This is a genomic window from Sphingomonas sp. (genome assembly GCF_036387595.1).
Lineage (GTDB): Bacteria > Pseudomonadota > Alphaproteobacteria > Sphingomonadales > Sphingomonadaceae > Sphingomonas.
Window position 1 is genome coordinate 63,848 of the sequence record NZ_DASVTL010000095.1, and the last position, 22,730, is coordinate 86,577.

A 22,730-nucleotide genomic window follows, 5' to 3' on the forward strand; every position below is an offset into this window, starting at 1 on the left:
TACTCCTGAAGGATCAGTTGAGGGCCGCGTAGATCATCGTCTTGAGTTCGCGGCGGATGGGATAGAGGTTGCTGGGCGAGACCTGGGTCATGAACACCATCGTCACCCGTTCGGCCGGATCGACGAAGAAGGCGGTAGAGAACATGCCGCCCCAGTAGAATTCACCCTCGCTGCCCGGGATCATCGACTTGGCGACATCGTCGTTGATCGCAAAGCCCAGGCCAAAGCCGGTGCCCGCATTCGCTGCCTCGCTGAACAGCGACTTGGAAAGGCTCGCAAGGTCCGACTTTCCGGGCAGATGGTTGCGCGTCATCAGGTCGATGGTCTTGCGCCCGACGATCCGCACGCCATCGAGTGTGCCGCCGTTCAGCAGCATTGTCGCAAAGCGGTGGTAATCGAGCGTTGTGGACACCAATCCGCCGCCGCCCGAGAGCAGGGTGGGCGGGCGCAACCACGCACTTTTCCCGCCCGTATCCAGCATCACGCGGTCGCCGCCCTCAGAGCCGGTGCGGGGCTTGAACGTATAGCAGTCGGTCAGCCGGTCCGCCTTGTCGGCGGGCACGGTGAAGAACGTGTCGCACATTCCAAGCGGCGCGAAGATGCGCTCCTCGAAGAATTGGTCCAGCGGCATGCCGGATACCCGCTGTACCACCGCGCCGAGCACGTCGGTTGCCACCGAATAATTCCATGAGGTGCCGGGCGAGAATTCCAGCGGCAACTTGCCCAGCGCCGCGACGAAGCCGTCGAGGTCCAGATTGTTGTGCCACGCCTCGATTTTGCCCTCGCGATACGCCGCATCGACGTTGCTGCGATTCTGGAAGCTGTAGGTCAGCCCGGCGGTGTGGCGCAGAAGGTCCACCATCCGCATCGGCTCGTCGCACGGTTTCGTGACGAACGGTACGCCCGCGCCGCCTCCTGCATAGACGCCGATGCCCGCAAATTCGGGCAGGACGTGGTGGACCGGGGTGTCCACCGCGACGCGCCCTTCCTCGACCAGCATCATGAACGCGATCGAAGTGACCGGCTTGGTCATCGAAGCGATGCGGAAGAGCGAACCCTCGTCGATGGTAGCACCGCCTTCGCGTGCGGCGCCCTGATGCGAGAAATGCGCGATTTCGCCGCGGTGTGCGACCAGCAGCTGGGCAAACGGCAACTTGCCCGTGTCGAGATAGCGTGCAGCGACGAATGCGTCGATCGCCGCTAGCCGTCCCGCATCGAAACCCGCCATCCGCACCATACCCCTGTTTCGAACCTCTGCGCCCCTATTGCCTTGAGCGCGGTGTGAATCAACACTAACCTGCACAGGTTCGGGGCCAAACCAAAACCCGAAAACCGAATACGGAGAGCAATACGTGGCCAGCGAACCGATTATCGCCGTCAGCGAATCATGGCCAGCGATGAGCATAGATGCAGCGCGCGATCTGCTCACCGCATCCGGCGCGAAGTTCGAGATGGAGGAGGTCGTCATCCGCGGCGTCACCACCCGCGTGTGGAAGAACGCGCCGCCGTCGCTCCCCTGGCTCTTTACCGCGGCGCGCGCACACGGCGATCGCCTGATGACGATCTACGAGGATGAGCGCGTCAGCTATGACGCTGCGTTCCGGGCAGCGGCGACGCTTGCCGCGCATCTCACGGGCCTTGGTATAGGTAAGGGGGACCGGGTCGCGCTGGCCATGCGCAACCTGCCCGAATGGCCGGTCGCCTTCTTCGCGGCCACCGCGATCGGCGCCATCATGGTGCCACTGAACGCGTGGTGGACCGGCGGCGAGCTGGAATATGGCCTGCGCGATTCGGGCGCGCGGGTGTTGATCCTCGACGACGAGCGCCACCAGCGGATGGGCCTTCATTATGCCGGTCTGCCCGCGCTCGAACGCGTCATCGTATCGCGCGCCTCGGCGCCGCTGCACGGCGTTGCGAGCCGGCTGGAGGATGTGATCGGCACGCCCGCGGACTGGGCGGCGCTGCCCGATCGCGGCTTCCCCGCGGTCGATATCGCGCCGGACGACGATGCGACGATCTTCTACACCAGCGGCACCACCGGCGCGCCCAAGGGTGCGCTCGGCAGCCACCGCAACATGACCTCGAACATCCTGTCGGCCGGCTATGCGGCCGCGCGTACCTATCTGCGCCGGGGCGAGACGCCGCCCGATCCGGTGCCGCGGACGATGCTGACGGTGATCCCGATGTTCCATTGCACCGCGTGTTCGGCCGGGATGATGGGCGCGGTCGCGACGGGAACTACGACGATCTTCATGCGTCGCTGGGATGCGGTGCGCGCGATGGAGATCATCGAGCGGGAGCGGGTGCAGATGACCGGCGGGGTGCCGACCATCGCGTGGCAGCTGCTGGAGCACCCCGATCGTGCGAAATACGATCTCTCCAGCCTGGATACCATCGCTTATGGCGGCGCGCCCTCTGCCCCCGAACTGGTCAAGCGCATCCACGAGGAATTCGGCGCGCTACCGGGCAACGGCTGGGGCATGACCGAGACGATGGCGACGGTGACCACCCACGGCGGCGAGGATTACCTCAACCGCCCGACCAGCGCCGGCCCGCCGGTGGCCACCGCCGATCTGGAGATCCGCGCCGACGACGGCGTCACCGTGCTGCCGACCGGGGAAGTAGGCGAATTGTGGGCGCGCGGTCCGATGATCGTCAAAGGCTATTGGAACAAGCCCGAAGCGACCGCGGCGACGTTCGTCGACGGCTGGGTGCGCACCGGCGATCTGGCGCGACTTGACGACGAAGGCTTCCTCTACGTCGTCGATCGCGCCAAGGACATGGTCATTCGTGGCGGGGAAAACATCTATTCGACCGAGGTCGAGAACGTGCTCTATGCGCATCCCGCAGTCACGGATTGCGCGTTGATCGGCGTGCCCCACCGCAGCCTGGGCGAGGAACCCGCGGCCGTCGTCCATCTGGCCCCCGGCATGTCGGCGACCGAGGAGGAATTGAAGGTCTGGGTGCGCGAGCGGCTCGCGGCGTTCAAGACTCCCGTCGCCATCCGCTTCGTCGCCGACACGCTCCCGCGCAACGCGAACGGCAAGATCCTGAAGAAGGATCTCAAGATATTGTTCGAAGAACCCGCACAGACGAGCGACGCACGGTGAAGATGCGCCAAGCCTGATCCATGCTGGTCTATGGCGATCACGAGAGCATCGAAGACCCGCGCGCGCGGCTCATGGACATTGGGCAGCAGATCACCGCTTTGGAAGGCCGTCGCGGCATCGACTGGCATGCCGGCGCGGTCGCCAGCTTCATCGAGGTCGCAGGTCTGCTGCAGGGTCTGGCCGATGCGGCGTTCCATGCGGCCGGGGCTGACGATCTCTCAGGGGACCAGGACGCCGTCATAGCGGTGCTGGTCGCCTTGGCACGCGCAATCGACGCGTCATGGACCAGCGGGTTCAGCCGCCAGTCGCTCGATCCAGGCACTCTCGCCCCGCTCGGTCGTGTCGCCTGGCCGTCGCGGCTCAAGGTCCGGCGATGCGAAGGCTATGCCTATTACGCGCTGTACCCCGAATTGTACCTGCATGCCGCCCGAATGGTGCCCTCAGGGGCGATCGTCATTGGCCTGCGCAGCATCGGGACCGGGCTGGCCGCGCTTGCGGCGGCGGCGTGCGACGCTCGTGCGATCTTCACCGTCAGGCCGACCGGCGACGCTTTCGCCCACCGCGTGGTCGCTACCGACGCGCTGGAAGCACAGGTCCGTACGGCGGCGTCCGAAACCTTCGTGATCGTCGATGAAGGGCCCGGCCTGTCGGGAAGCTCGTTCGGCGGCGTCGCCGACTGGCTCGAGGGGCTGGGCGTCGAGCCTCAGCGGATCATGTTCCTGCCCGGGCACGGCGGCGATCCGGGACCGGAGGCAAGCCAGGGCCACCGGGATCGCTGGGATCGCGCGCGCCGCCCGGTGGGCGACTTCGATGCGCTGCTGGTGCAGCGCTCGGCCGTGAGTATCGCCGACTGGTTCGCCGACCTCACCGGTCCACCTACAGCGCCTTTGCGCGACGTGTCAGGCGGCGCGTGGCGGTCGGGGTGCGATCGTCCCGCCGATCCGGCGCGAGAAGCGCGGAAGTTCGTGCTGACCACGGCGCGCGGCGACTTCCTCCTGAAGTTTGCTGGGCTGGACCGGGCGGCCCGGGCCAAGTTCGCTCGCGCCAAGGCGCTGTTCGAGGCAGGCTTCGGCCCGGAACCGCTCGGGTTGCGCTATGGCATGTTGTGCGAGCGCTGGGTCGTGCCCGTACAGCGCAACGACGTGCCGCCACTCGCGCGCTATATCGCCTTTCGCGCCGGTGCTTTTCCCGCAAAAGTACAAGGTGCGTGGCTTGCCAGCCTGGTCGACATGGCCCGCTACAACATCGGCAAACTGCTCGGCACCCGGGCGCACCGGCTCTTTGTCGATGCCGATGCGCAAGCCCGATCGCTCCAGAACTATGTCCGGCCAGTCTATGTCGATGCCCGGCTGCATCGCTGGGAATGGGTGCCTACTGCCGGCGGCTGGCTGAAGACCGATGCGGTAGATCATGCCGAGGCCCATGATCTGGTCGGCTGCCAGGACATCGCCTGGGACGTCGCCGGCGCGATCGTCGAATGGGACTTGCCCCAGGGGGGCGCCTCGGCACTTGTGGGCGAGGTCATGCCCGGACGTGCAGAAGCCGCCGATCTGACGCGGTTGATGACGTTGTGCTACCTGGGCTTCCAGATCGGTTGGTGGAGCTATGCGAACGATCCATCGGCGCCCATTCAGCGCGATCGTTATGCTGCCCGTGCCGCATCGCTGGCGGAACTGCTCTAACCTTCCATGCCGGTGACCGCGCGAACTGCCGCCGTCCACCCCTTCAACCGCGCGGCTCGCACATCCTCGCCGATGGCGGGTTCGAAGCATTCCACGTCGCCGCGCATGGCGCTCGCCGCGTCCAGATCGGCGAACACCCCTGCACCAATGCCCGCCAGCATCGCCGCGCCGAGTGCGGTCGTCTCCGCAAAACGAGGACGTTCGACGGTCAGGTCGAGCATGTCTGCCAGATCCTGTGCCATCCAGTCGTTGGCCACCATCCCGCCGTCGATGCGCAGCAGGTGCCAATCCTGCCCGTCCGCCGCAAAGGCCGCTTTCAGGTCGCTCGCCTGGTGGGCCATCGCCTCAAGGGCGGCGCGCACGACATGTGTCTTTCCGGCCGAGAAGCTGAGGCCAGAGATCGCGGCGCGCGCGTCCGGCTCCCACCACGGCGCGCCCAGCCCGCTGAGTGCCGGCACCAGATACACGCCCCCGTTGTTTGCGACGCTGCGCGCTAGCGCGTCGGTCTGCGCCGCATCGTCGATCAAACCAAGGGAGTCGCGCAGCCATTGGATCAGGCTCCCGGCGACGAATACCGACCCCTCGAGCGCATAATGCCGCCGGCCGTCCAACTGCCATGCCACGGTGGAGAGCAGCCGGTGAGAGGAGGTGGGGGCGACCTGGCCCGCCTGGGTAAGCACGAACGCACCCGTCCCGAACGTCGCCTTGGTCTGACCCGGTGCAAGGCACGCCTGACCGATGCTCGCCGCCTGCTGGTCCCCCGCCAGTCCGCAGATAGGGATTGCCGCGCCGAACGCGGTGGTCGTCCCGAACGTGCCGGCGCAATCTACGATCTCGGGCAGCGCCGCCAGCGGCGCCCCGAACATCTCGGCCAGCCCGGCATCCCAGGTGCCGCTCGCCAGGTCCATCATCGCGGTGCGCGACGCGTTGGTGGCGTCGCTCAAATGCGCGCCGCCGGTCAGGTTCCATACGAGCCAGCTTTCGACCGTGCCGACCGCCAGCCGCACCCCTGCTGCGGCGACCTCCGGCCATGCACGCATGGCCCAACCGATCTTGGAGCCCGAGAAATAGGGATCGAGCAGCAAACCGGTCTTGGCCTGGACCGCGTGCTCTTCGCCTGCTTCGCGCCACGCTCGGCATTCGGCAGCGGTACGTCGATCCTGCCACACGATCGCCGGGCTGAGCGGCTCGCCGGTCGTCCGATCCCAGAAGACGATCGTCTCGCGCTGGTTGGTGATGCCGATTGCCGCGATTCGCTCCGCTCCGCCCGCCTGCGCGACCATCGCCGCGGTCACCCGCAGCGTCTTGCGCCAGATCTCCGCGGCGTCATGTTCGACGCGGCCTGGTTCGGGGTAATGCTGGGTCAGCACGGCGGCCTCCGATGCGATGCAGCGCCCGTCGAGCGCGAACAGCATCGCACGGGTCGAAGTCGTGCCCTCGTCAATGACCAGGATGTGATCGCCCATCAGGTTCCTCTCTATCCCCATCTATGCGGGATTACACGCATCGGGAAAGCCGCTACGCTGCGACTTATGGCAGATGGTTCCGACAATACGCCCGCGAGCACCCCCGACAGCCTTCTGGGCGTTCCCGCCGGCGTGGGGGTGGACGATGCGATGCGGATCGCGATGCGCCGCGATCGCCTGCTCGCCGCGCTGACGCTGATCGCGGGCGTCGGGTTGATCCTGGCGCTCCCCTTCGCTTTGAAGGCGGGAGCGGAGTTCTTCCTGCCGCTGACGGTCGCGCTGGTGATCGCGGTGGCGCTGATCCCGCTGCTGGAGTGGCTCGAACGTCGCGGGTTGCCTTCGCCGTTGGCGTCGCTCGTGTGCGTCCTGCTGTTCCTCGTCGCAGCGAACATCGCGATCGCCGCGATCGTCATTCCAGCGACCGATTTCTTCCGGCTGCTGCCGACCCGGATCGACCGCATCCAGATGAACCTGGCGCCGCTGCTCGACCTGTACTCGAGCCTGGAAAAGTACGTGAATAAGACGCTTCGTCAGATTGCGTCGACCCCGGTACGGCCGCAGCCGGCGAACGCGGTCGCGCCGCCCACTTCGATCCTCGAATTCGCGGCCACCTCGGCGCCGACCGTCATCGTGCAATTCTTTTTCTGCGTGCTGGTGGTGTTCTTCTTCCTCTCCGGATGGACGCGCCTCCGCAAGAAGACGATCACTGGCAGGGTCAGTTTCGATGGCGCAATGGCGACGGCGCGCGTTATTCAGGATGTGGTCGACGACGTCTCGGCCTATCTCGGCACGATCACCGCGATCAACATCATGCTCGGGGTCGTCGTCGGCATCGCGTTGTGGGCGGTCGGGATGCCCTATCCCGCGATGTGGGGGGGCATCGTCGCGTTGTTCAACTATATCCCGTACTTCGGCCCGGTCATCGCGGCCTTCCTGCTGGCGCTCGGCGGCCTGATGACTTTTCCCGACATCTGGGTCGCCATGCTTCCGCCTGCCATCATGATCGGATGCCACCTGGTTGAGGCCAACGTCATCACACCGTTCGTGGTCGGCCACCGGCTGACGATCAATCCGGTTCTGATCCTGGTGTCGCTCAGCTTCTGGGGCTGGGTATGGGGCACCGCGGGCGCCTTGCTGGCGGTGCCCCTACTCATCATCCTGCAGACGGTGATGGGGGCCGCGGGCAAGCCCGACATCGCCGGGTTCCTTTTCGAACACGGCACGCTGGTGGATCAGCGGCGGGACCGGCGGCGGCGCCGGTCGGACGATCCAGACGCTTGAGGCCGCGGCGGGCCGGGACGCTGGTGGCGTACGGACAAAGCAGGGGGTTGACGCTTCGGAGAGCCTCGCCTAGTTCGCCGCCCACGCTTTCAGCGGGTGTAGCTCAGTTGGTTAGAGCGCCGGCCTGTCACGCCGGAGGTCGCGGGTTCGAGCCCCGTCACTCGCGCCATGCGCACCTCACATCTACAACTTGTCCGGTGGTTGGCGATAGCTTGCCGATAGGCACCTAATGCTGCGCCGAGTCGCCTCTTTTTGGCATTCTGAATGACCTGGATCAAGCCGGGGAACTCCCGCCGAAGGCACGACGTTGCTCCTCCGTTCATATCAACGAAGGCTGCTAGCGTTGCCAGACGACGCTCGGCGTGCGGCCAAAGATGGAGATTATTATGTGTAAGATGATGCTGCTGGCAGCCGCTTCGGGGCTGATGATGATGGCGCCTGCAACGGCGCAGAATGCCGCGCCGATGGCTGGAACGATGACCGCCGAGCAGGTCGGCGCCGGCCCGATGGTGGGTACGCCGTCCGCCAACTACGTCGCTTGGGCGGCGAACAGCGACATGTACGAGATCCAGTCGAGCAAGCTGGCGCTGAGCAAGGCGAAGAGCGATCAGACCAAGGATTTCGCGCGCGAAATGATCGCGGATCACATGACGACCACCAAGTCGCTGATGGCTGCACTGCCGAACACCGAGCCCAAGATCCCGAAGCCGGGCAAGGCGATGTCCGAGGACAATATCGCCAAGATCGCGGCGCTGAAGGCGGCATCGGCGGACGAGTTCGACGCGATGTACATGCAGCAGCAGATGCAGGCGCATCAGGCCGCCTGGTCGCTGCACAAGGGCTATTCGCTCGATGGCGCCGATCCCGCGCTCAAGCAGGTTGCGACCAGCGCGGTGCCGATCATCGAGAAGCATCTGGCGCACCTCAAGACGGGCGCCGGCGGCATGAGGGCCATGTAATTTGACTCGGGGCGACGTGTTCGTCCCGGACCGTCAGCAGGGCTAGATCAACGGAGTCGCGGTTCGCCGCGGCTCCGTTTCCCAGTTAGCCTGGGCGTCAGCGAAAGCGTCCGGTCTCCATCCAAAGCAGCAGTGGCTTCATTGGCATGATCCAGACGATGCCGGTGAAGAGATAGAAGGCCAGCTGCGCACTCCAGTGCCAGCCACCCACCACGCCGGACAGGCTCGCGACCACGATGCACCAGAATGCGATCAACGCCAGGATCGCGAGCGTGCCAGCGGGTTTGCGCCAGGTCGGCGTCATGATTTTGGAGCCACAGGTTCGATCCATTCCGTTTCGGTAACGATGGCGTGAAGCGGTACGTCCCAGGCCTCGGCTGGCAGCGCGTCCACTTCCTGCACGGACCATGCGACACCGACGCGCCAGGCATGTGGGTGATCGACAAAGGCGCGGTCGTAATGACCAGCGCCCTGGCCCAGCCGGTTACCTGCGCGATCGAAGGCGACGAGCGGGGTCAGGACGATGTCGGGCGCCAGCACCGCGGCTTCGGCATGCGGCTGGCGTAGTCCCAACGGTCCGGGGTGGAGCACCGCGCCGGCGGCCAGGAAGCGCAGCGGCGTCGCCCGGTCGATGACATGAGGCAGCGCTATCCGGCATCCCGCGGCAACCGCCGCCGCGGCCAGCGCAGCGGGGTCGATCTCGCCGCCGGTGGGCGCATAGGACGCGACGACCAATCCGGGCCGCAACCGATCGCGAAAGGCCCGCGGAAGGGCCAATGGCGGCCCGGCGAAGCCGTCGCGGATCGCCCGCATGCGGGCGCGGAGCGCGCGTTTGTCGCTCATCGCGAACGATCGACGCGGAGCCGCCGGGGCGACCCGATCCGGGAGGGGCGGGTGGCGGGACCGCCTTGGCCGTGTGCCGGGTTATCCACTGACGCATGGTACGTCAGGTGGGGACCATATACGTCGGACCAGGATCCGGGCAGGGACAGCCCCCTTTGGATGATGAATAGCCTCAGGGATAATAAAGGCTCGTACCGGGCAGAACCCGCCGCAACCTATTTAGGACGTCGAAGGCGGCTGCTCAAGGGCTGCAGCCAACGATTCGAGACGATCGGCGATGCGGCCTAGTGCGTCCTCGCTCACTGCTGCGCCTTGGGGCGGGCGCCGCTGCGCCTCGTCCAGGTCGTCGGCGAGCATCAGCGCGATCAGCAGCATTGCGCGTTCCGCACTTCCCCCCGCGACGCGCGCCGCGGAAGTCCAGCGCGAATCGAGCATTTCGCCGAGCATGCGAACCCGGGTTTCTTCGCCGTCGCGGCATGCGACCGCATACGCGCGTCCGCCGATCGAAAGTGTCACCTCGGCCATCAGGCGGCACTCTCGCGCGCGATGACGTCGTCGAGTGCGGCGACCGCTTCGGCCATGCGTGCCTTTAACGCGGCATGACGATGGGCGAGCGCATCGCCCGCCGCGGCGCGCGCCGCGATCTGCGTCTCGATCCGCGCGATGGCGGCATCGATACGGTCGACTGCCGATGACGAATTCCTGTCCATCGGCGGTGCGATAGCATCCTGCCCGACCGCGGCAAGCCCGCATTGGGGCAACTGCGCCGACGCGTGTGGTTGACAGGGGGGCATGCGCGCTCGAAAGGCTCGCGCGACTTTTCAAACGGGAGCGCGCAATGACGGTCAAGGTAGCGATCAACGGCTTCGGGCGCATCGGCCGCCTTGTCGCACGCGCGATGCTGGAGCGCGGGGGCGAGCTGGAGCTGGTTGCGATCAACGATCTGGCGGATGCCGAGTCGAACGCCTGGCTCTTCGCGCGCGACAGCATCCATGGCCGTTGGCCGGGCACCGCGGTTGCCGAGGGCAATGACCTGGTTGTCGACGGCAAGCGCATCCGCGTGACGGCGGAGCGCGACCCTGCGAAACTGCCGCATGCCGAATTGGGCGTCGATCTGGTGCTGGAATGCACGGGCTTTTTCACGGATAAGGATGCGTGCCAGAAGCATATCGACGCAGGCGCCAAGAAGGTGCTGATTTCCGCGCCCGGCAAGGGCGTCGATCTGACCGTTGTTTATGGTGTCAATCACGACAAGCTGACTGCCGAGCACGCGATCGTTTCCAACGCATCGTGCACCACGAACTGCCTGGCGCCGGTGGCCAAGGTGCTGAACGACGCGATCGGCATCGAGCGCGGGCTGATGACGACGATCCACGCCTATACCAACGATCAGAAGATCCTCGACCAGATCCACCCCGACCTGCGCCGCGCGCGCGCCGCGGCGATGTCGATGATCCCGACGACGACCGGCGCCGCGCGTGCGGTCGGCGAAGTGCTGCCGGAATTGAAGGGCAAGCTCGACGGCTCGGCGATCCGCGTGCCGGTGCCCGACGGCAGCTTGGTCGATCTCACCTTCACGCCATCGCGCGACACGACGCGCGACGAAGTGAACGCGCTGCTGAAGGCGGCATCGGAGAGCGGGCCGCTGAAAGGTGTCCTTGAATATTCGGACGAGCCGCTGGTTTCGATCGACATCGTCCACACGCCGGCATCATCCACGGTCGACAGCTTGGAGACCGCGGTGATCGACGGCAAATTGGTGCGCGTCGTCAGCTGGTACGACAATGAATGGGGCTTCTCCAACCGCATGGTCGACACCGCGACCGCGATGGCGAAGTTCCTCTGACGCGGTGAGCGGCGCGGGCACGCTGGCCGGTATCGCGCGGCATGCGCGCCCGCGCGGGGGCATGGAGACGCTTGAGCGCGTCACGGTGACGCTCGATGGCGGGCTGGACGGCGATTTGCGCGGGCTGGTGAAGCCGGGCGGGCGTGGCCGGCGGCAGGTGACGCTGATCGAGCGCGGCGATTGGGACGCGGCGACGCGCGAACTCGGCGTCGATACCCCGTGGTTCGCGCGGCGTGCCAACCTGCTGGTCGATGGCCTGGACTTGCCGCAGACGCCCGGCACGCGGCTGAGGATCGGTGCGACCGTGGTGCTGGAAATCACGTGCGAATGCGATCCGTGTAGCCGCATGGATGCCCTTGCGCCCGGGCTGTTCGCCGCGCTGGTGCCCGATTGGCGCGGCGGGGCCTGCGCGCGGGTGAGGGCGGGCGGCGAAATCGCGATCGGCGACCGCATCGAAATCGACGTTTGAAGGACCGCAGAAGATGACCAAGCCGTTCAGGACGCTCGACGACATGGGCGATATCACGGGCAGGCGCGTGCTGGTGCGCGAGGATCTGAACGTGCCGATGGCCGAGGGCGCGGTGACCGACGACACCCGGCTGCGCGCGAGCGTGCCGACCGTCACCGAACTTGCCGACCGTGGCGCGATCGTGCTGGTGCTGGCGCATTTCGGGCGGCCGAAGGCGCCGACCCCCGATCTGTCGCTGGCGCTGGTCACCAAGGCTTATGAACAGGTGCTCGGCCGCCCGGTCCGCTACATCGACTGGGAGGGTGCGGCCGAGGCGGTGGCGACGCTGCGGCCCGGCGATATCGCGCTACTGGAGAATACGCGCTTTTTCGGTGGCGAAGAGAAGAACGATCCCGCCGTGGTCGATCGTTTCGCCGCGCTCGGCGATCTGTACGTCAACGACGCCTTCTCCGCGGCGCACCGCGCGCACGCCTCGACCGAAGGCCTCGCGCACCGGCTCCCCGCCTTTGCGGGCCGCGCGATGGAGGCCGAACTGGAGGCGTTGGCCAAGGCGCTGGGTTCGCCCGAGCACCCGGTCGCGGCGGTCGTCGGCGGCGCCAAGGTGTCGACCAAGCTCGACGTGCTCAAGCATCTCGTCGGCCGGGTCGATCACCTCATCATCGGCGGCGGCATGGCCAATACCTTCCTGGCGGCGCGCGGCGTGAACGTCGGCAAGAGCCTGTGCGAGCATGACCTGGCGAGCGTCGCCGACGAAATCCTGGCGGCGGCGGAGCGCGCGGGCTGCACCGTCCATCTGCCCTATGACGTGGTGGTCGCAAGGGAGTTCAGGCCCCATCCGGCGACCCGCACCGTCAACGTCCACGAGGTCGCCGCCGACGAGATGATCCTCGACGTCGGCCCCGCCGCGGTCGAGGCGCTGGGCGATGTGCTGAAAACCTGCCGCACCCTCGTCTGGAACGGCCCGATGGGCGCGTTCGAGACGCCGCCGTTCGACACCGCGACGGTCGCGCTCGCCAAGACCGCGGCGGCGCTGACCCAGGACGGCAGCCTGGTCTCGGTCGCGGGCGGGGGCGATACGGTCGCGGCGCTCAATCATGCACGCGTGGCGGACGCCTTCACCTTCGTCTCGACCGCGGGGGGCGCGTTTCTGGAGTGGATGGAGGGGCGGGAGTTGCCGGGGGTGGCGGCGTTGATGCGTTGACGCATAACCGGTGCCGGCCTATGTGTTGAACACGTTCAACAGAGGCTCCGATGATTGGTCTCCGACTCGAAGAAGAACTGGAACAGCGGGTCAGGCGGATCGCGCGTGAGCATGGGCGTTCGGCGAGCGATGTCGTGCGAGAGGCGATCCGTCGCTTTCTGGATCAGACGGGTGACGATCTGGAGCGCGACCGGGAACTGCGCCTGATCGCGGCACGGGCCGGGGACGATGATATGGACGATCTCGAAGCATTCGCGGCGGACCTTGCCGACGACGAGGATCAATCTTTGGCGCCGCCACGCGCGGCATGAAGCGTGGTGACGTCGTAATCGCTGCGGCAAAGGGGCAGTTCACGGGCAAACCTCGTCCTTATGTCGTCGTACAGGGTGATTGGACTCTGAACGCCGCGGCCACGGTGACGCTTTGCCCGATCACGACCCAGCCTGTCGGGATCGGTCGCATTCGGGTGCCGGTGCAGGCGGCAGCGGCAACGGGCCTGGATACGGATGGCGAGGTGGAGATTGATCGCATCACCACGGTCCGCCGCACCAGCATCGGCCAGCGGGTCGGTGCCCTGCCGGACGATATCATGCGGCGGGTCGATCGGTCGCTCAAGAATTGGCTCGACTTGTAACTGATGAGGTTCTCATGATTACGACACCGGCCGTAAAGGCCATTCTCGACAAATACGAAGCCACCAGCCCGGCGGTGAAGGCCAATCTGTCGCGCATCCTGATGCACGGGGCGCTGGGCGGCACCGGCAAATTGGTGATCCTGCCGGTCGATCAGGGTTTCGAACACGGCCCCGCGCGCAGCTTCGCGATCAATCCGGCGGCGTATGATCCCCATTATCACTACCGGATGGCGATCGACGCTGGACTCAGCGCCTATGCCGCGCCGCTCGGCATGCTTGAGGCGGGCGCCGACACGTTCGCCGGGCAGATCCCGACGATCCTCAAGGTCAACAGCTCGAACAGCTGGGCGACCAGCGTCGACCAGGCGGTGACGGGCAGCGTGTCGGATGCGTTGCGGCTGGGCTGCGCGGCGATCGGCTTCACCATCTATCCGGGCGGCGAGAACATCTTCGAGCAGATGGAGGAAATCCGCGAACTGTCCGAAGAAGCCAAGTCGGTCGGCATCGCGACCGTCATCTGGAGCTATCCGCGCGGTGGCGAATTGTCGAAGGAGGCCGAACTCTCCCTCGATGTCGGCGCCTATGCGGCACACATGGCCGCGCTGCTCGGCGCGCACATCATCAAGGTGAAGCTGCCGACCGCCTTCATCGCCCAGAAGGACGCGCAGAAATGCTATGAAGGCACCGACTGGTCCAAGCAGTCGGATCGGGTGAAGCATGTCGTCCAGGCCAGCTTTGCAGGACGGCGGATCGTCGTGTTCTCGGGCGGCGCGGCCAAGGGATCGGACGCGGTGTATCAGGAAGCACGCGACATTCGCGACGGCGGCGGCAACGGCTCGATCATCGGCCGCAACACCTTCCAGCGCCCGCGCGACGAGGCGCTGGCCATGCTCGCGAAGCTGGTGGCGATTTATAAGGGCGAGGAATAAGCGGCGCACCGGTGGTCCGCACCTTCACCTACGCCCGCGCGGTCGCGCCGATGCTGTGGGTGATGGTCGGGCTGTCGTCGGTGGAGCTGGTCGTGGTCCACGGATTGCTGGCGTTCTGGCGTCCGTGGATCGCGGCGGCGGCCTCCCTCGTTACCGGCGGCAGCGTCCTATGGCTGATCGCGATGATACGGTCGTTCCCGAACCTGCCGGTGATCGTCGGACCTGATGGAGTCACGATGCGCGTCGGGAGGTTCCGAGCGGCGCAGGTCGCTGCGGCGAACGTGGCGGGTCTGCGCGGCGGCTGGAGCGCCGAAACGCTCAAACAGCGCGACGTGCTGAACATGGCGCTGATCGCCTACCCCAATGTCGTTCTCGAACTGCGCGAGCCGCAGCGGATCGGGCGGAGAACGGTTCGTGCCGTCGCGCATCGCCTCGACGATCCCGCCGGTTTCGCCGAAGCCATAGAGGCGCTAGGGCAGCGGCATGATTGAAGACGATCCCCTCGGCCCGCTCGACCCCGATTTCGCCGAATCGTTCACCCGCAGCGTGCGACGGCCACCGTGTCAGCTCTACCTCGTTTCGCCGCTCGATGTCGGCGGGAACTTTCCGGACAGGCTGGTGCGTGCATTGGCGGCGGGGCCAGTGGCGGCGTTTCAGTTTCGGGTGAAGGAGGTCGACCAGCATGACGCGGCGAAGCTGGCCGAACCGCTGCGACGCATATGCGCGGATGCCGACGTGGCGTTCATCGTCAACGATTCGGTTTCCCTGGCCAAGCGGCTAGGGGCCGACGGCGTGCATCTGGGGCAGGATGACGGCGATCCCCGCGAGGCGCGCGCGGAGCTCGGACCCGAGGCGCAGATCGGCGTGACGTGCCACGACAGCCGTCATCTGGCGATGGAAGCCGGGGAGGGCGGGGCGGATTACGTGGCGTTCGGCAGCTTCTTTCCGACGACGACCAAGATCGTGGCACACCGGGCCGAGCCTGTGCTGCTGTCGTGGTGGGCGACTTTGTTCGAGATCCCCTGTGTCGCGATCGGCGGGGTGACGCCGGAGAATGCAGCGGCGCTGGCCAACGCCGGTGCGGACTTCGTCGCAGCGAGCCATGCGGTCTGGAGCGGGGATGAGGCCGCGGCAGTTCGCGCCTTTGCCACCGCCTTGGCGTGATGGCTCGTTCCGGCAGGGAAACAACGGCAGGCTGATCCGTTTGCCCCTCCAGCGTACCCGTTCTGGAGCCTGCCTTATGCGAATGTCCCTTGTCCTTGCCGCTGCCGTCATGATGCCGGGAGCCGCGATCGCGCAGAAGCCCGCGCAGAAGTCCGCGGCGGTGCCTGACCGCAACGTGCTTCATGTCCAGGTGATCCTCGACATGCTCGGTTTTGGTCCCGGCGTGCTGGACGGCAAGGGCGGCCAGTCTCTCGTCGCAGCGCTGAAGGGTTTTCAGGAGGCCAAAGGGCTGCCGCGGACGGGCAAGCCGGACGCCGCGACGCTCCGCGCGCTCTATCCCTATCGTCAGAAGCGGCCGACCGCCCGCGTGACGCTGGACCAAGCGATGATGGCCGGCCCCTACGTCAACCCGTTGCCCAAGGATTATGGCGAGCAGGCCAAGCTGCCATCGCTCGCCTATCGCCGGCCGCTGGAGAAGCTGGCGGAGATGTTCCACACGACGCCCGCGGTGCTGGTCGCGCTCAATCCGGGCGTCACGCGGATCGCGGTGGGTTCCAAGATCGTGGTGCCGAATGTATTGCCCGCCTCGCGCGAATATGACGGATCGCTGCGCCCCGACTGGCGGCAGACGTTGGCCATGCTCAACGTCGATGCCCGGCAGCCCAAGGCCGATCACGTCGTCGTCGACAAGTCGGACGGCGTGCTGCGGGTGATGGACGCCAACGACAAGCTCGTCGCGCAATTCACCGCGACGATGGGATCGGAGCACGATCCGCTGCCGCTGGGATCGTGGAAGATCTACGGCGCCGACTATAATCCCAAGTTCCATTACAATCCCGACCTGTTCTGGGATGCCAAGAAGGGCGACGACAAGGAACTGCTCCCCGCCGGCCCGAACGGCCCGGTCGGCGTGGTGTGGATCGACCTGTCGAAGGAACATTACGGCATCCACGGCACGCCGAACCCAGAGACGATCGGCCGCGCCGAGAGCCACGGCTGCATCCGCCTGACGAATTGGGACGCCGCGCGGCTGGCGATGATGATAAAGCCTGGCACGAAGGCCGTGTTCAAGGCGTGAACCGGCTGGGCTGGTTCATCCTCGGGATCATCGTCCTTGCCGGGGCGGCGTTCCTGGCGATGACCAGCTTCGGCACCGCGACCGCACCGGTCGAGCGCGCAGCGGCGCGGCCGGCGCCGTCGGTGCCGCTGCCCGGTGAACTTATGATCCCGGTCGCCGGCGTGGGTCGATCGGCGATCAGCGACAGTTGGGGCGATACTCGCAGCGAGGGGCGGGGGCATCACGGCACCGACATCGCGGCGCCCGCGCGCACCCCGGTGGTCGCTGCGGCGGCGGGAACGATCGAGAAACTCTTCCAGAGCGAGCGTGGCGGCACGACGCTCTACGTGCGATCGGCGGACGGACGATGGCGCCATTACTATGCGCATCTGGCCGGGTATGCCGCCGGGGTGCGTGAGGGGCTGCGGGTGCAGGCGGGTGATCGGATCGGCTATGTCGGCGATACCGGCGATGCCGGGGCCGGCAATTACCACCTGCATTTCGGCCTGACCCGGGTCACACCGGGACAGCGCTGGTGGGAGGGGGAGGAGATCAATCCCTACCCGCTGCTTGCGACAGGCCGGATGCCGGAGTAGAGCGCGGCGCTCAAGCTCTTTCCAGCAGGTATCCCATGAAGATCAGCGGCGTGGACATTCGTCCCGGCAACATCATCGAGTATGAGAACGGCATCTGGCGCGCGGTCAAGATCCAGCATACCCAGCCGGGCAAGGGCGGCGCCTATATGCAGGTCGAGTTGAAGAACCTGATCGACGGCCGCAAGAACAACGTCCGTTTCCGCAGTGCCGAAAGCGTCGAGCGGGTCCGGCTCGACACCAAGGATTTCCAGTTCCTGTTCAAGGACGGCGACGCGCTGACCTTCATGGACAAGGACAATTACGAGCAGATCACGCTGGACACGGGTATCCTCGGCGATGCGGCCGCCTTCCTGCAGGACGGCATGGACGTGGTGCTCGAACTCTGGGACGAGCGGCCGATCTCGGTACAGCTGCCCGACACGATCGAGGCGATGATCGTCGAGGCTGACGCGGTGGTGAAGGGGCAGACCGCCTCGTCGAGCTACAAGCCGGCGATCCTGGAGAATGGTGTCCGCGTGATGGTGCCGCCGCATATCGGGGCGGGGACGCGGATCGTGGTGGACGTGTACGAGCAGACGTATGTAAGGCGCGCGGATTGATCTTCATCCCTCTCCCGGCGGGAGAGGGTGGCCGAGCGTAGCGAGGTCGGGTGAGGGCAGGGGCTCTTTACCCGCCCTCACCCTCCCACCCGGCTGCGCCGGGCGGGCCCCTCCCTCTCCCAAAGGGAGAGGGGTTTTGGAAGCATTACTCATGCCCAGCCATTCCGGCCTCTTCACCGTCATCGAACGTGCCGCACGCAAGGCTGCGCCGCGGCTGCGGCGTGATTTCAACGAGGTCCAGCAGCTCCAGGTCAGCCGCAAGGGGCCGGCCGATTTCGTCAGCATGGCGGACCAGCGCGCCGAGCAGACGATCTGGGAGGAACTGTCCAAGGCACGGCCCGATTGGGGTTTCCTGATGGAGGAGCGCGGCGAGATCGCGGGCGATCCTGCGAAACCGCGCTTCATCGTCGATCCGCTCGACGGCACCAGCAACTTCCTGCACGGCCTTCCCCATTTCGCGATCTCGATCGCGGTCGAGGAGCCGATGCCGAACGGCAAGCGCGAGATCACGACCGGGCTGATCTATCAGCCGCTGACCGACGAGAGCTTCTGGGCCGAAAAGGGCCGCGGCGCCTGGGTGCAGTCCGAGCGGCTGCGGGTATCGGCGAGGCGCGACCTGTCGGAGGCGCTGGTCGCCACCGGTATTCCGTTCCTGGGGCACGGCGATTTCAGCCAGTGGAGCCGCATATTCGGTGCGATCGCGCCGCAGGTGGCGGGCATCCGGCGGCTGGGTGCGGCGTCGCTCGACCTGGCGTGGCTGGCGGCGGGGCGATACGACGCGTTCTGGGAATCCGACCTGAAGCCGTGGGACGTGGCGGCGGGGATGCTGTTGATCCGGGAAGCCGGCGGCTTCGTCACCGACTTCCGCGGCGGCGACAAGCCGATCGAGCGCAACGAGTTCCTGGCTGCCAATGACGCACTCCATTCCAAGCTGCACAAGCTGGTCGCAGGCGCGCTGCGCTAGAGGCCGGAAGGTAACGAAGGTAACGCGAATTCCTGCGGGAACGTACCCCGCGGCGACGGAGAAGTTCCGGGCGGATGACGCAGGCAGGCGGCGGCCGGCGCGGTGTTCTGGCAATGGGAAAGAGCGCCAATCCGCATAGGCTCGATGCGATCCTGTAGGACAGCGGGAAAGCCTTTTTGCGAGTGATTCTCACCCCATCGTACCTTGCCCCTCTCCGGGGGCCGGCCTAAAGCGGTCACCATCCGTTCGCACCTGCGAGAAGCCAATTGGTCGATCTGTCGCACTATCTACCGATCCTGTTGTTCCTCGGCGTGGCGCTGCTGCTGTCGAGCGCGTTCGTGTTCCTGCCGATGATCGTCGCGCGGGCTACGGGGGCGCACAAGCCTACCCCTGAGAAGCTGAGCGAATATGAGTGCGGGTTTCCGGCGTTCGAAGATCCGCGCAGTCAGTTCGACGTGCGTTTTTATCTGGTCGCGATCCTGTTCATCATCTTCGATCTCGAAGCGGCGTTCCTATATCCTTGGGCGGTCAGCGTATTTTCGCTGGGCTGGACCGCCTGGATCAGCATGATGATCTTCATCGGCGAACTGGCTTTGGGCCTGGTCTACGCCTGGAAGAAGGGAGCTTTGGATTGGGAGTAGAGGCACATTCCGGCCCGATCGGCCTGGTCAACAATCCCGAAGGCACGGTCATCGCGCCCGATCAGGCGTTCTTCGACGGGCTGAACGGCGAACTGACCGACAAGGGTTTCCTGGTCACCTCGACCGAAGACCTGTTCCAATGGGCGCGAACCGGGTCGCTGTGGTGGATGACGTTCGGGCTGGCGTGCTGCGCGGTCGAGATGATCCACGTCAACATGCCGCGCTACGACCTGGAGCGGTTCGGCGCCGCGCCGCGCGCGTCGCCGCGCCAGTCGGACGTGATGATCGTCGCGGGCACGCTGGTGAACAAGATGGCGCCCGCGCTGCGCCGCGTCTACGATCAGATGTCCGAGCCGAAATACGTGATCTCGATGGGATCGTGCGCCAATGGCGGCGGCTATTATCATTACAGCTATTCGGTGGTGCGCGGCTGCGACCGCGTGGTGCCGGTGGACATCTACGTCCCCGGCTGCCCGCCGACCGCGGAGGCTCTGCTGTACGGCATCATGCAGTTGCAGCGGAAGATCCGGCGTAGCGGGAGCATCGAACGGTGAGGGGGGCATGTCAGTCCTCCCCGCGCGCAGCGGGGGGAGGGGGACCGCTCGGCGATAGCCGAGTGGTGGAGGGGCAGCCACGAGCGCTGCATCTGCGGCGGCCCCTCCACCACGACGCTTCGCGTCGCGGTCCCCCTCCCCAAGCGAGCTTGGGGAGGACTGGGCTGTGAGAGCACCCGCACCCGCCTACGCCGCGGACCTGAACGGCGAGACGATCGACCGGGCGCGCGGCGTGCTCGGCACCTCATTGCTCGATGCGATCGACCGGGTCGGCGAAGTCGCGCTGCACGTCCGGCGCGATGCGCTGGTCGATGCGCTGGCCGCGCTGCGCGATACGCCGGGGCTGGAATATCAGCAGCTGATGGAGATCGCCGGGGTCGATTATCCCGATCGCGGCGTAGAGCGGTTCGAGGTCGTCTATTGCCTGCTGTCGCTGACCCGCAATCACCGCATCCGCGTGCATGTGCAGACCGACGACGTGCAGCCCGTGCCGTCGGTGACCGGGCTGTGGCCGGTGGCGGGGTGGCTGGAGCGCGAGGTCTACGATCTCTATGGCGTGCTGTTTTCGGGCAATGCCGATCTGCGACGCATCCTGACCGATTATGGCTTTCGCGGCCATCCGCTGCGCAAGGACTTCCCGATGACGGGCTATACCGAAGTGCGCTATTCGGAAGAGCATAAGCGCGTGGTGTATCAGCCGGTGAGCCTGACGCAGGATTTCCGCAACTTCGATTTCCAGAGTCCGTGGGAAGGCGCCGCCTATGTGCTGCCCGGTGACGAGAAGGGTGCGTTGCCCGAGGCGAAAGGCGCGCCGACCCCGTTGAAGGCCGACGATCTCCAGAAGGCGGGAGCGGCGCGTTCGCCCACGCAGGCGCCGGGGGCGCCGAGCCAGCCTTATGGCAAGACCGCTGAGAGCACCGCCGAGACCGGGGTGGGCAGGAACGGGCCGCAGAGTGGCCCCAAGCCCGCGGATCCGGACGTGATTCCGGGCTCCAGCGCCGAAAAGACCGGAGGGCAGAACCAGTGAGCGAATATATCGACGAGGTGCTGCACCGCCAGGACGCTGCCGATCCGGAGGCGGGCGACGTCACCATCCAGAATTACACGATCAACTTCGGGCCGCAGCACCCCGCCGCGCACGGCGTGCTGCGGCTGGTGATGGAGCTGGACGGCGAGGTCGTCGAGCGTGTCGATCCGCATATCGGCCTGCTCCACCGCGGCACCGAGAAGCTGATCGAATACAAGACCTATGCGCAGGCGATCCCGTATTTCGACCGGCTCGATTATTGCTCGCCGATGTGCATGGAGCATACGTTCGTGCTCGCGATCGAGAAACTGCTCGATCTGGAGGTGCCGGTCCGGGCGCAATATCTGCGGGTGTTCTTTGCCGAACTGACGCGGATCATGAACCATCTGCTGAATCTGGGCAGCCACGTCATGGACGTAGGCGCGATGACGCCCAACCTGTGGCTGTTCGAACTGCGCGAGGACACGTTCAACTTCTACGAACGCGTGAGCGGCGCGCGGATGCACGCGAACTACTTCCGGCCGGGCGGGGTGCATCAGGACGTGCCGCTGAAGCTGCTGGCCGATATCGGCGACTGGCTCGACACGCGGCTGCCGCAATTGTTCGAGGATGCGATCTCGCTGGTCGCGGACAATCGCATCTTCAAGCAGCGCAACGTCGATATCGGCACGGTCAGCCGCGACGATGCGATCGCCTGGGGCTTTTCGGGACCGATGATCCGCGCGGCGGGCATCCCCTGGGATCTGCGCAAGTCGCAGCCTTATGACGTCTATGCGAAGATGAACTTCGACGTGCCGGTCGGCACGCGCGGCGATTGCTATGACCGGTTCATGGTGCGGGTCGAGGAGGTGCGGCAGTCGGCGCGGATCATGAAGCAATGCCTCGCCGAAATGCCCGAGGGGCCGATCGCATCGCTCGACCGCAAGGTGGTGCCGCCCAAGCGCGCGGAGATGAAGCAGTCGATGGAGGCGCTGATCCATCATTTCAAACTGTATACCGAGGGCTATCACGTCCCCGCGGGTGACGTGTACGTCGCGACCGAAAGCCCCAAGGGGGAGTTCGGGGTGTATCTGGTCGCGGACGGAACCAACAAGCCGTATCGCTGCAAGATCAGGCCGACCGCGTTTTCGCATCTGCAGGCGTTCGACTTCATGGCGAAGGGGCATATGCTGGCGGATACGACGGCTATTCTGGGGGCGATGGATATCGTGTTTGGGGAGTGTGACCGGTGAGCGAGGCTTCCGACACGATTGGAACACTCATTGTTCCGGCTTTGACGGCGGTAGGTACTATCGTCGTTTGGAGCCGTAGATCGGGTCAACCAGTGACTACAGGCTTCCTGGTTGCTACGGCGGTTGCGGGCGTAGTGGCACTAATCGCGGGCTTCTTCGCAACCTTCACGGTGGCGTGGACCATCTCCGCTTCAACGTTTGCAATCTGGGGAACAGCGATCCTCGTTGGGCTAGTGGTGGCACTCGGCGCCTTGGCAGGCCAAGCGGCACCATCGCATGGAAACGGAAATGGCTGACGCAATCCACATCCCCGACGAGGCCGAGACCCGCGCGCGCTGGGGCGACTTCCGCTGGTCCGAAGAGAATCAGCGCAAGGCGAACGAGATCCTCGGCCGCTACCCCAAGGGCCGCGAGCAATCGGCGTCGATCCCGTTCCTCGATCTCGCCCAGCGGCAGGTCGGCGAGGAAACCAGCAC

Annotated in this window: 26 protein-coding genes, 1 tRNA gene and 1 pseudogene; 22 read left to right on the forward strand and 6 right to left on the reverse strand. The window is 66.0% G+C overall.

The window, feature by feature from the left end; all coding sequences use genetic code 11:
- Positions 1 to 13: 13 nt before the first annotated feature.
- On the reverse strand, positions 14 to 1,237 hold the full coding sequence (locus VF643_RS11150) for a serine hydrolase domain-containing protein (protein ID WP_414713846.1): 1,224 nt from the start codon (positions 1,235 to 1,237) through the stop codon (positions 14 to 16).
- A gap of 160 nt (positions 1,238 to 1,397) precedes the next feature.
- On the opposite strand from VF643_RS11150, the gene VF643_RS11155 reads away from it, so the two are divergent.
- Together VF643_RS11155 and VF643_RS11160 are read left to right on the forward strand one after the other, a co-directional pair.
- Positions 1,398 to 3,110, forward strand: coding sequence for a class I adenylate-forming enzyme family protein (locus VF643_RS11155; protein WP_331043463.1), 1,713 nt, complete (start codon positions 1,398 to 1,400; stop codon positions 3,108 to 3,110).
- A gap of 20 nt (positions 3,111 to 3,130) precedes the next feature.
- Positions 3,131 to 4,792, forward strand: coding sequence for a hypothetical protein (locus tag VF643_RS11160; protein ID WP_331043464.1), 1,662 nt, complete (start codon positions 3,131 to 3,133; stop codon positions 4,790 to 4,792).
- Here the strand turns inward: VF643_RS11160 and VF643_RS11165 are convergent.
- A complete protein-coding gene (locus VF643_RS11165; protein WP_331043465.1) occupies positions 4,789 to 6,258 on the reverse strand; it encodes a glycerol kinase in 1,470 nt (489 codons plus the stop codon). The two genes, VF643_RS11160 and VF643_RS11165, sit on opposite strands and share 4 nt — an antisense overlap.
- A gap of 66 nt (positions 6,259 to 6,324) precedes the next feature.
- Here VF643_RS11165 and VF643_RS11170 point away from each other — a divergent pair, with 66 nt between their 5' ends.
- The 3 genes from VF643_RS11170 (at position 6,325) to VF643_RS11180 (ending at position 8,498) form a co-directional block, all read left to right on the forward strand.
- Positions 6,325 to 7,539, forward strand: coding sequence for an AI-2E family transporter (locus tag VF643_RS11170; RefSeq protein WP_414713847.1), 1,215 nt, complete (start codon positions 6,325 to 6,327; stop codon positions 7,537 to 7,539).
- Positions 7,540 to 7,631: 92 nt separating this feature from the next.
- Positions 7,632 to 7,708 (forward strand) — tRNA-Asp (locus VF643_RS11175).
- Positions 7,709 to 7,925: 217 nt separating this feature from the next.
- Complete coding sequence (locus VF643_RS11180; protein WP_331043466.1) at positions 7,926 to 8,498, forward strand: DUF4142 domain-containing protein; 573 nt, start codon at positions 7,926 to 7,928, stop codon at positions 8,496 to 8,498.
- Between the two features lie 97 nt (positions 8,499 to 8,595).
- Here the strand turns inward: VF643_RS11180 and VF643_RS11185 are convergent, their stop codons facing one another.
- The 4 genes from VF643_RS11185 to VF643_RS11200 form a co-directional block, all read right to left on the reverse strand.
- Entirely contained in the window at positions 8,596 to 8,802 is a 207-nt protein-coding gene (locus VF643_RS11185; RefSeq protein ID WP_331043467.1) for a DUF2842 domain-containing protein, read from the reverse strand.
- Complete coding sequence (locus VF643_RS11190) at positions 8,799 to 9,341, reverse strand: 5-formyltetrahydrofolate cyclo-ligase (RefSeq protein ID WP_331043468.1); 543 nt, start codon at positions 9,339 to 9,341, stop codon at positions 8,799 to 8,801. The genes VF643_RS11185 and VF643_RS11190 overlap by 4 nt, the downstream gene beginning before the upstream one ends.
- Positions 9,342 to 9,560: 219 nt before the next feature.
- Positions 9,561 to 9,866 (reverse strand): cell division protein ZapA, encoded by a 306-nt coding sequence (locus VF643_RS11195; RefSeq protein ID WP_331043469.1) that lies wholly within the window; start codon positions 9,864 to 9,866, stop codon positions 9,561 to 9,563.
- Positions 9,866 to 10,051 (reverse strand): hypothetical protein, encoded by a 186-nt coding sequence (locus VF643_RS11200; RefSeq protein ID WP_331043470.1) that lies wholly within the window; start codon positions 10,049 to 10,051, stop codon positions 9,866 to 9,868. Before VF643_RS11200 ends, VF643_RS11195 begins: the two co-directional genes overlap by 1 nt.
- A gap of 128 nt (positions 10,052 to 10,179) precedes the next feature.
- Here VF643_RS11200 and gap point away from each other — a divergent pair, with 128 nt between their 5' ends.
- From gap to VF643_RS11285, 17 genes and pseudogenes are all read left to right on the forward strand, one after another.
- Entirely contained in the window at positions 10,180 to 11,187 is a 1,008-nt protein-coding gene (gene gap / locus VF643_RS11205) for a type I glyceraldehyde-3-phosphate dehydrogenase (RefSeq protein WP_331043471.1), read from the forward strand.
- Positions 11,188 to 11,248: 61 nt separating this feature from the next.
- Positions 11,249 to 11,656 (forward strand): MOSC domain-containing protein, encoded by a 408-nt coding sequence (locus VF643_RS11210; RefSeq protein WP_331043490.1) that lies wholly within the window; start codon positions 11,249 to 11,251, stop codon positions 11,654 to 11,656.
- Between the two features lie 13 nt (positions 11,657 to 11,669).
- On the forward strand, positions 11,670 to 12,857 hold the full coding sequence (locus tag VF643_RS11215; protein ID WP_331043472.1) for a phosphoglycerate kinase: 1,188 nt from the start codon (positions 11,670 to 11,672) through the stop codon (positions 12,855 to 12,857).
- Between the two features lie 50 nt (positions 12,858 to 12,907).
- Positions 12,908 to 13,168: a ribbon-helix-helix domain-containing protein gene (locus tag VF643_RS11220; RefSeq protein WP_331043473.1), complete on the forward strand. Its 261-nt coding sequence runs from the start codon at positions 12,908 to 12,910 to the stop codon at positions 13,166 to 13,168.
- Entirely contained in the window at positions 13,165 to 13,491 is a 327-nt protein-coding gene (locus tag VF643_RS11225) for a type II toxin-antitoxin system PemK/MazF family toxin (RefSeq protein ID WP_331043474.1), read from the forward strand. The genes VF643_RS11220 and VF643_RS11225 overlap by 4 nt, the downstream gene beginning before the upstream one ends.
- Positions 13,492 to 13,505: 14 nt before the next feature.
- Positions 13,506 to 14,420, forward strand: a complete 915-nt coding sequence (locus VF643_RS11230; protein WP_331043475.1) for a class I fructose-bisphosphate aldolase — start codon at positions 13,506 to 13,508, stop codon at positions 14,418 to 14,420.
- An 11-nt stretch (positions 14,421 to 14,431) separates the two neighbouring features.
- Positions 14,432 to 14,911: a hypothetical protein gene (locus VF643_RS11235; protein ID WP_331043476.1), complete on the forward strand. Its 480-nt coding sequence runs from the start codon at positions 14,432 to 14,434 to the stop codon at positions 14,909 to 14,911.
- On the forward strand, positions 14,904 to 15,584 hold the full coding sequence (gene thiE, locus VF643_RS11240) for a thiamine phosphate synthase (protein ID WP_331043477.1): 681 nt from the start codon (positions 14,904 to 14,906) through the stop codon (positions 15,582 to 15,584). Before VF643_RS11235 ends, thiE begins: the two co-directional genes overlap by 8 nt.
- Before the next feature lie 76 nt (positions 15,585 to 15,660).
- Positions 15,661 to 16,662: a L,D-transpeptidase family protein gene (locus VF643_RS11245; RefSeq protein ID WP_414713848.1), complete on the forward strand. Its 1,002-nt coding sequence runs from the start codon at positions 15,661 to 15,663 to the stop codon at positions 16,660 to 16,662.
- The gene (locus VF643_RS11250; protein WP_331043478.1) at positions 16,659 to 17,237 is read left to right on the forward strand and encodes a M23 family metallopeptidase; all 579 of its coding nucleotides are present in this window, start codon (positions 16,659 to 16,661) and stop codon (positions 17,235 to 17,237) included. Before VF643_RS11245 ends, VF643_RS11250 begins: the two co-directional genes overlap by 4 nt.
- A gap of 35 nt (positions 17,238 to 17,272) precedes the next feature.
- Positions 17,273 to 17,836 carry an elongation factor P gene (gene efp / locus VF643_RS11255; RefSeq protein WP_331043479.1) on the forward strand — a complete coding sequence of 188 codons (564 nt, stop codon included), beginning with the start codon at positions 17,273 to 17,275 and terminating at the stop codon, positions 17,834 to 17,836.
- Positions 17,837 to 17,987: 151 nt separating this feature from the next.
- Entirely contained in the window at positions 17,988 to 18,800 is an 813-nt protein-coding gene (locus VF643_RS11260; protein WP_331043480.1) for an inositol monophosphatase family protein, read from the forward strand.
- A 266-nt stretch (positions 18,801 to 19,066) separates the two neighbouring features.
- Positions 19,067 to 19,441, forward strand: coding sequence for an NADH-quinone oxidoreductase subunit A (ndhC, locus tag VF643_RS11265; RefSeq protein ID WP_331043481.1), 375 nt, complete (start codon positions 19,067 to 19,069; stop codon positions 19,439 to 19,441).
- Positions 19,432 to 19,995 (forward strand): NuoB/complex I 20 kDa subunit family protein, encoded by a 564-nt coding sequence (locus VF643_RS11270; RefSeq protein ID WP_414713849.1) that lies wholly within the window; start codon positions 19,432 to 19,434, stop codon positions 19,993 to 19,995. The genes ndhC and VF643_RS11270 overlap by 10 nt, the downstream gene beginning before the upstream one ends.
- A 166-nt stretch (positions 19,996 to 20,161) precedes the next feature.
- On the forward strand, positions 20,162 to 21,022 hold the full coding sequence (locus VF643_RS11275; protein ID WP_331043482.1) for an NADH-quinone oxidoreductase subunit C: 861 nt from the start codon (positions 20,162 to 20,164) through the stop codon (positions 21,020 to 21,022).
- Complete coding sequence (locus tag VF643_RS11280; RefSeq protein ID WP_331043483.1) at positions 21,019 to 22,254, forward strand: NADH-quinone oxidoreductase subunit D; 1,236 nt, start codon at positions 21,019 to 21,021, stop codon at positions 22,252 to 22,254. The genes VF643_RS11275 and VF643_RS11280 overlap by 4 nt, the downstream gene beginning before the upstream one ends.
- Positions 22,255 to 22,542: 288 nt before the next feature.
- A pseudogene (locus tag VF643_RS11285) lies at positions 22,543 to 22,730 on the forward strand (NAD(P)H-dependent oxidoreductase subunit E); the annotation flags it as partial.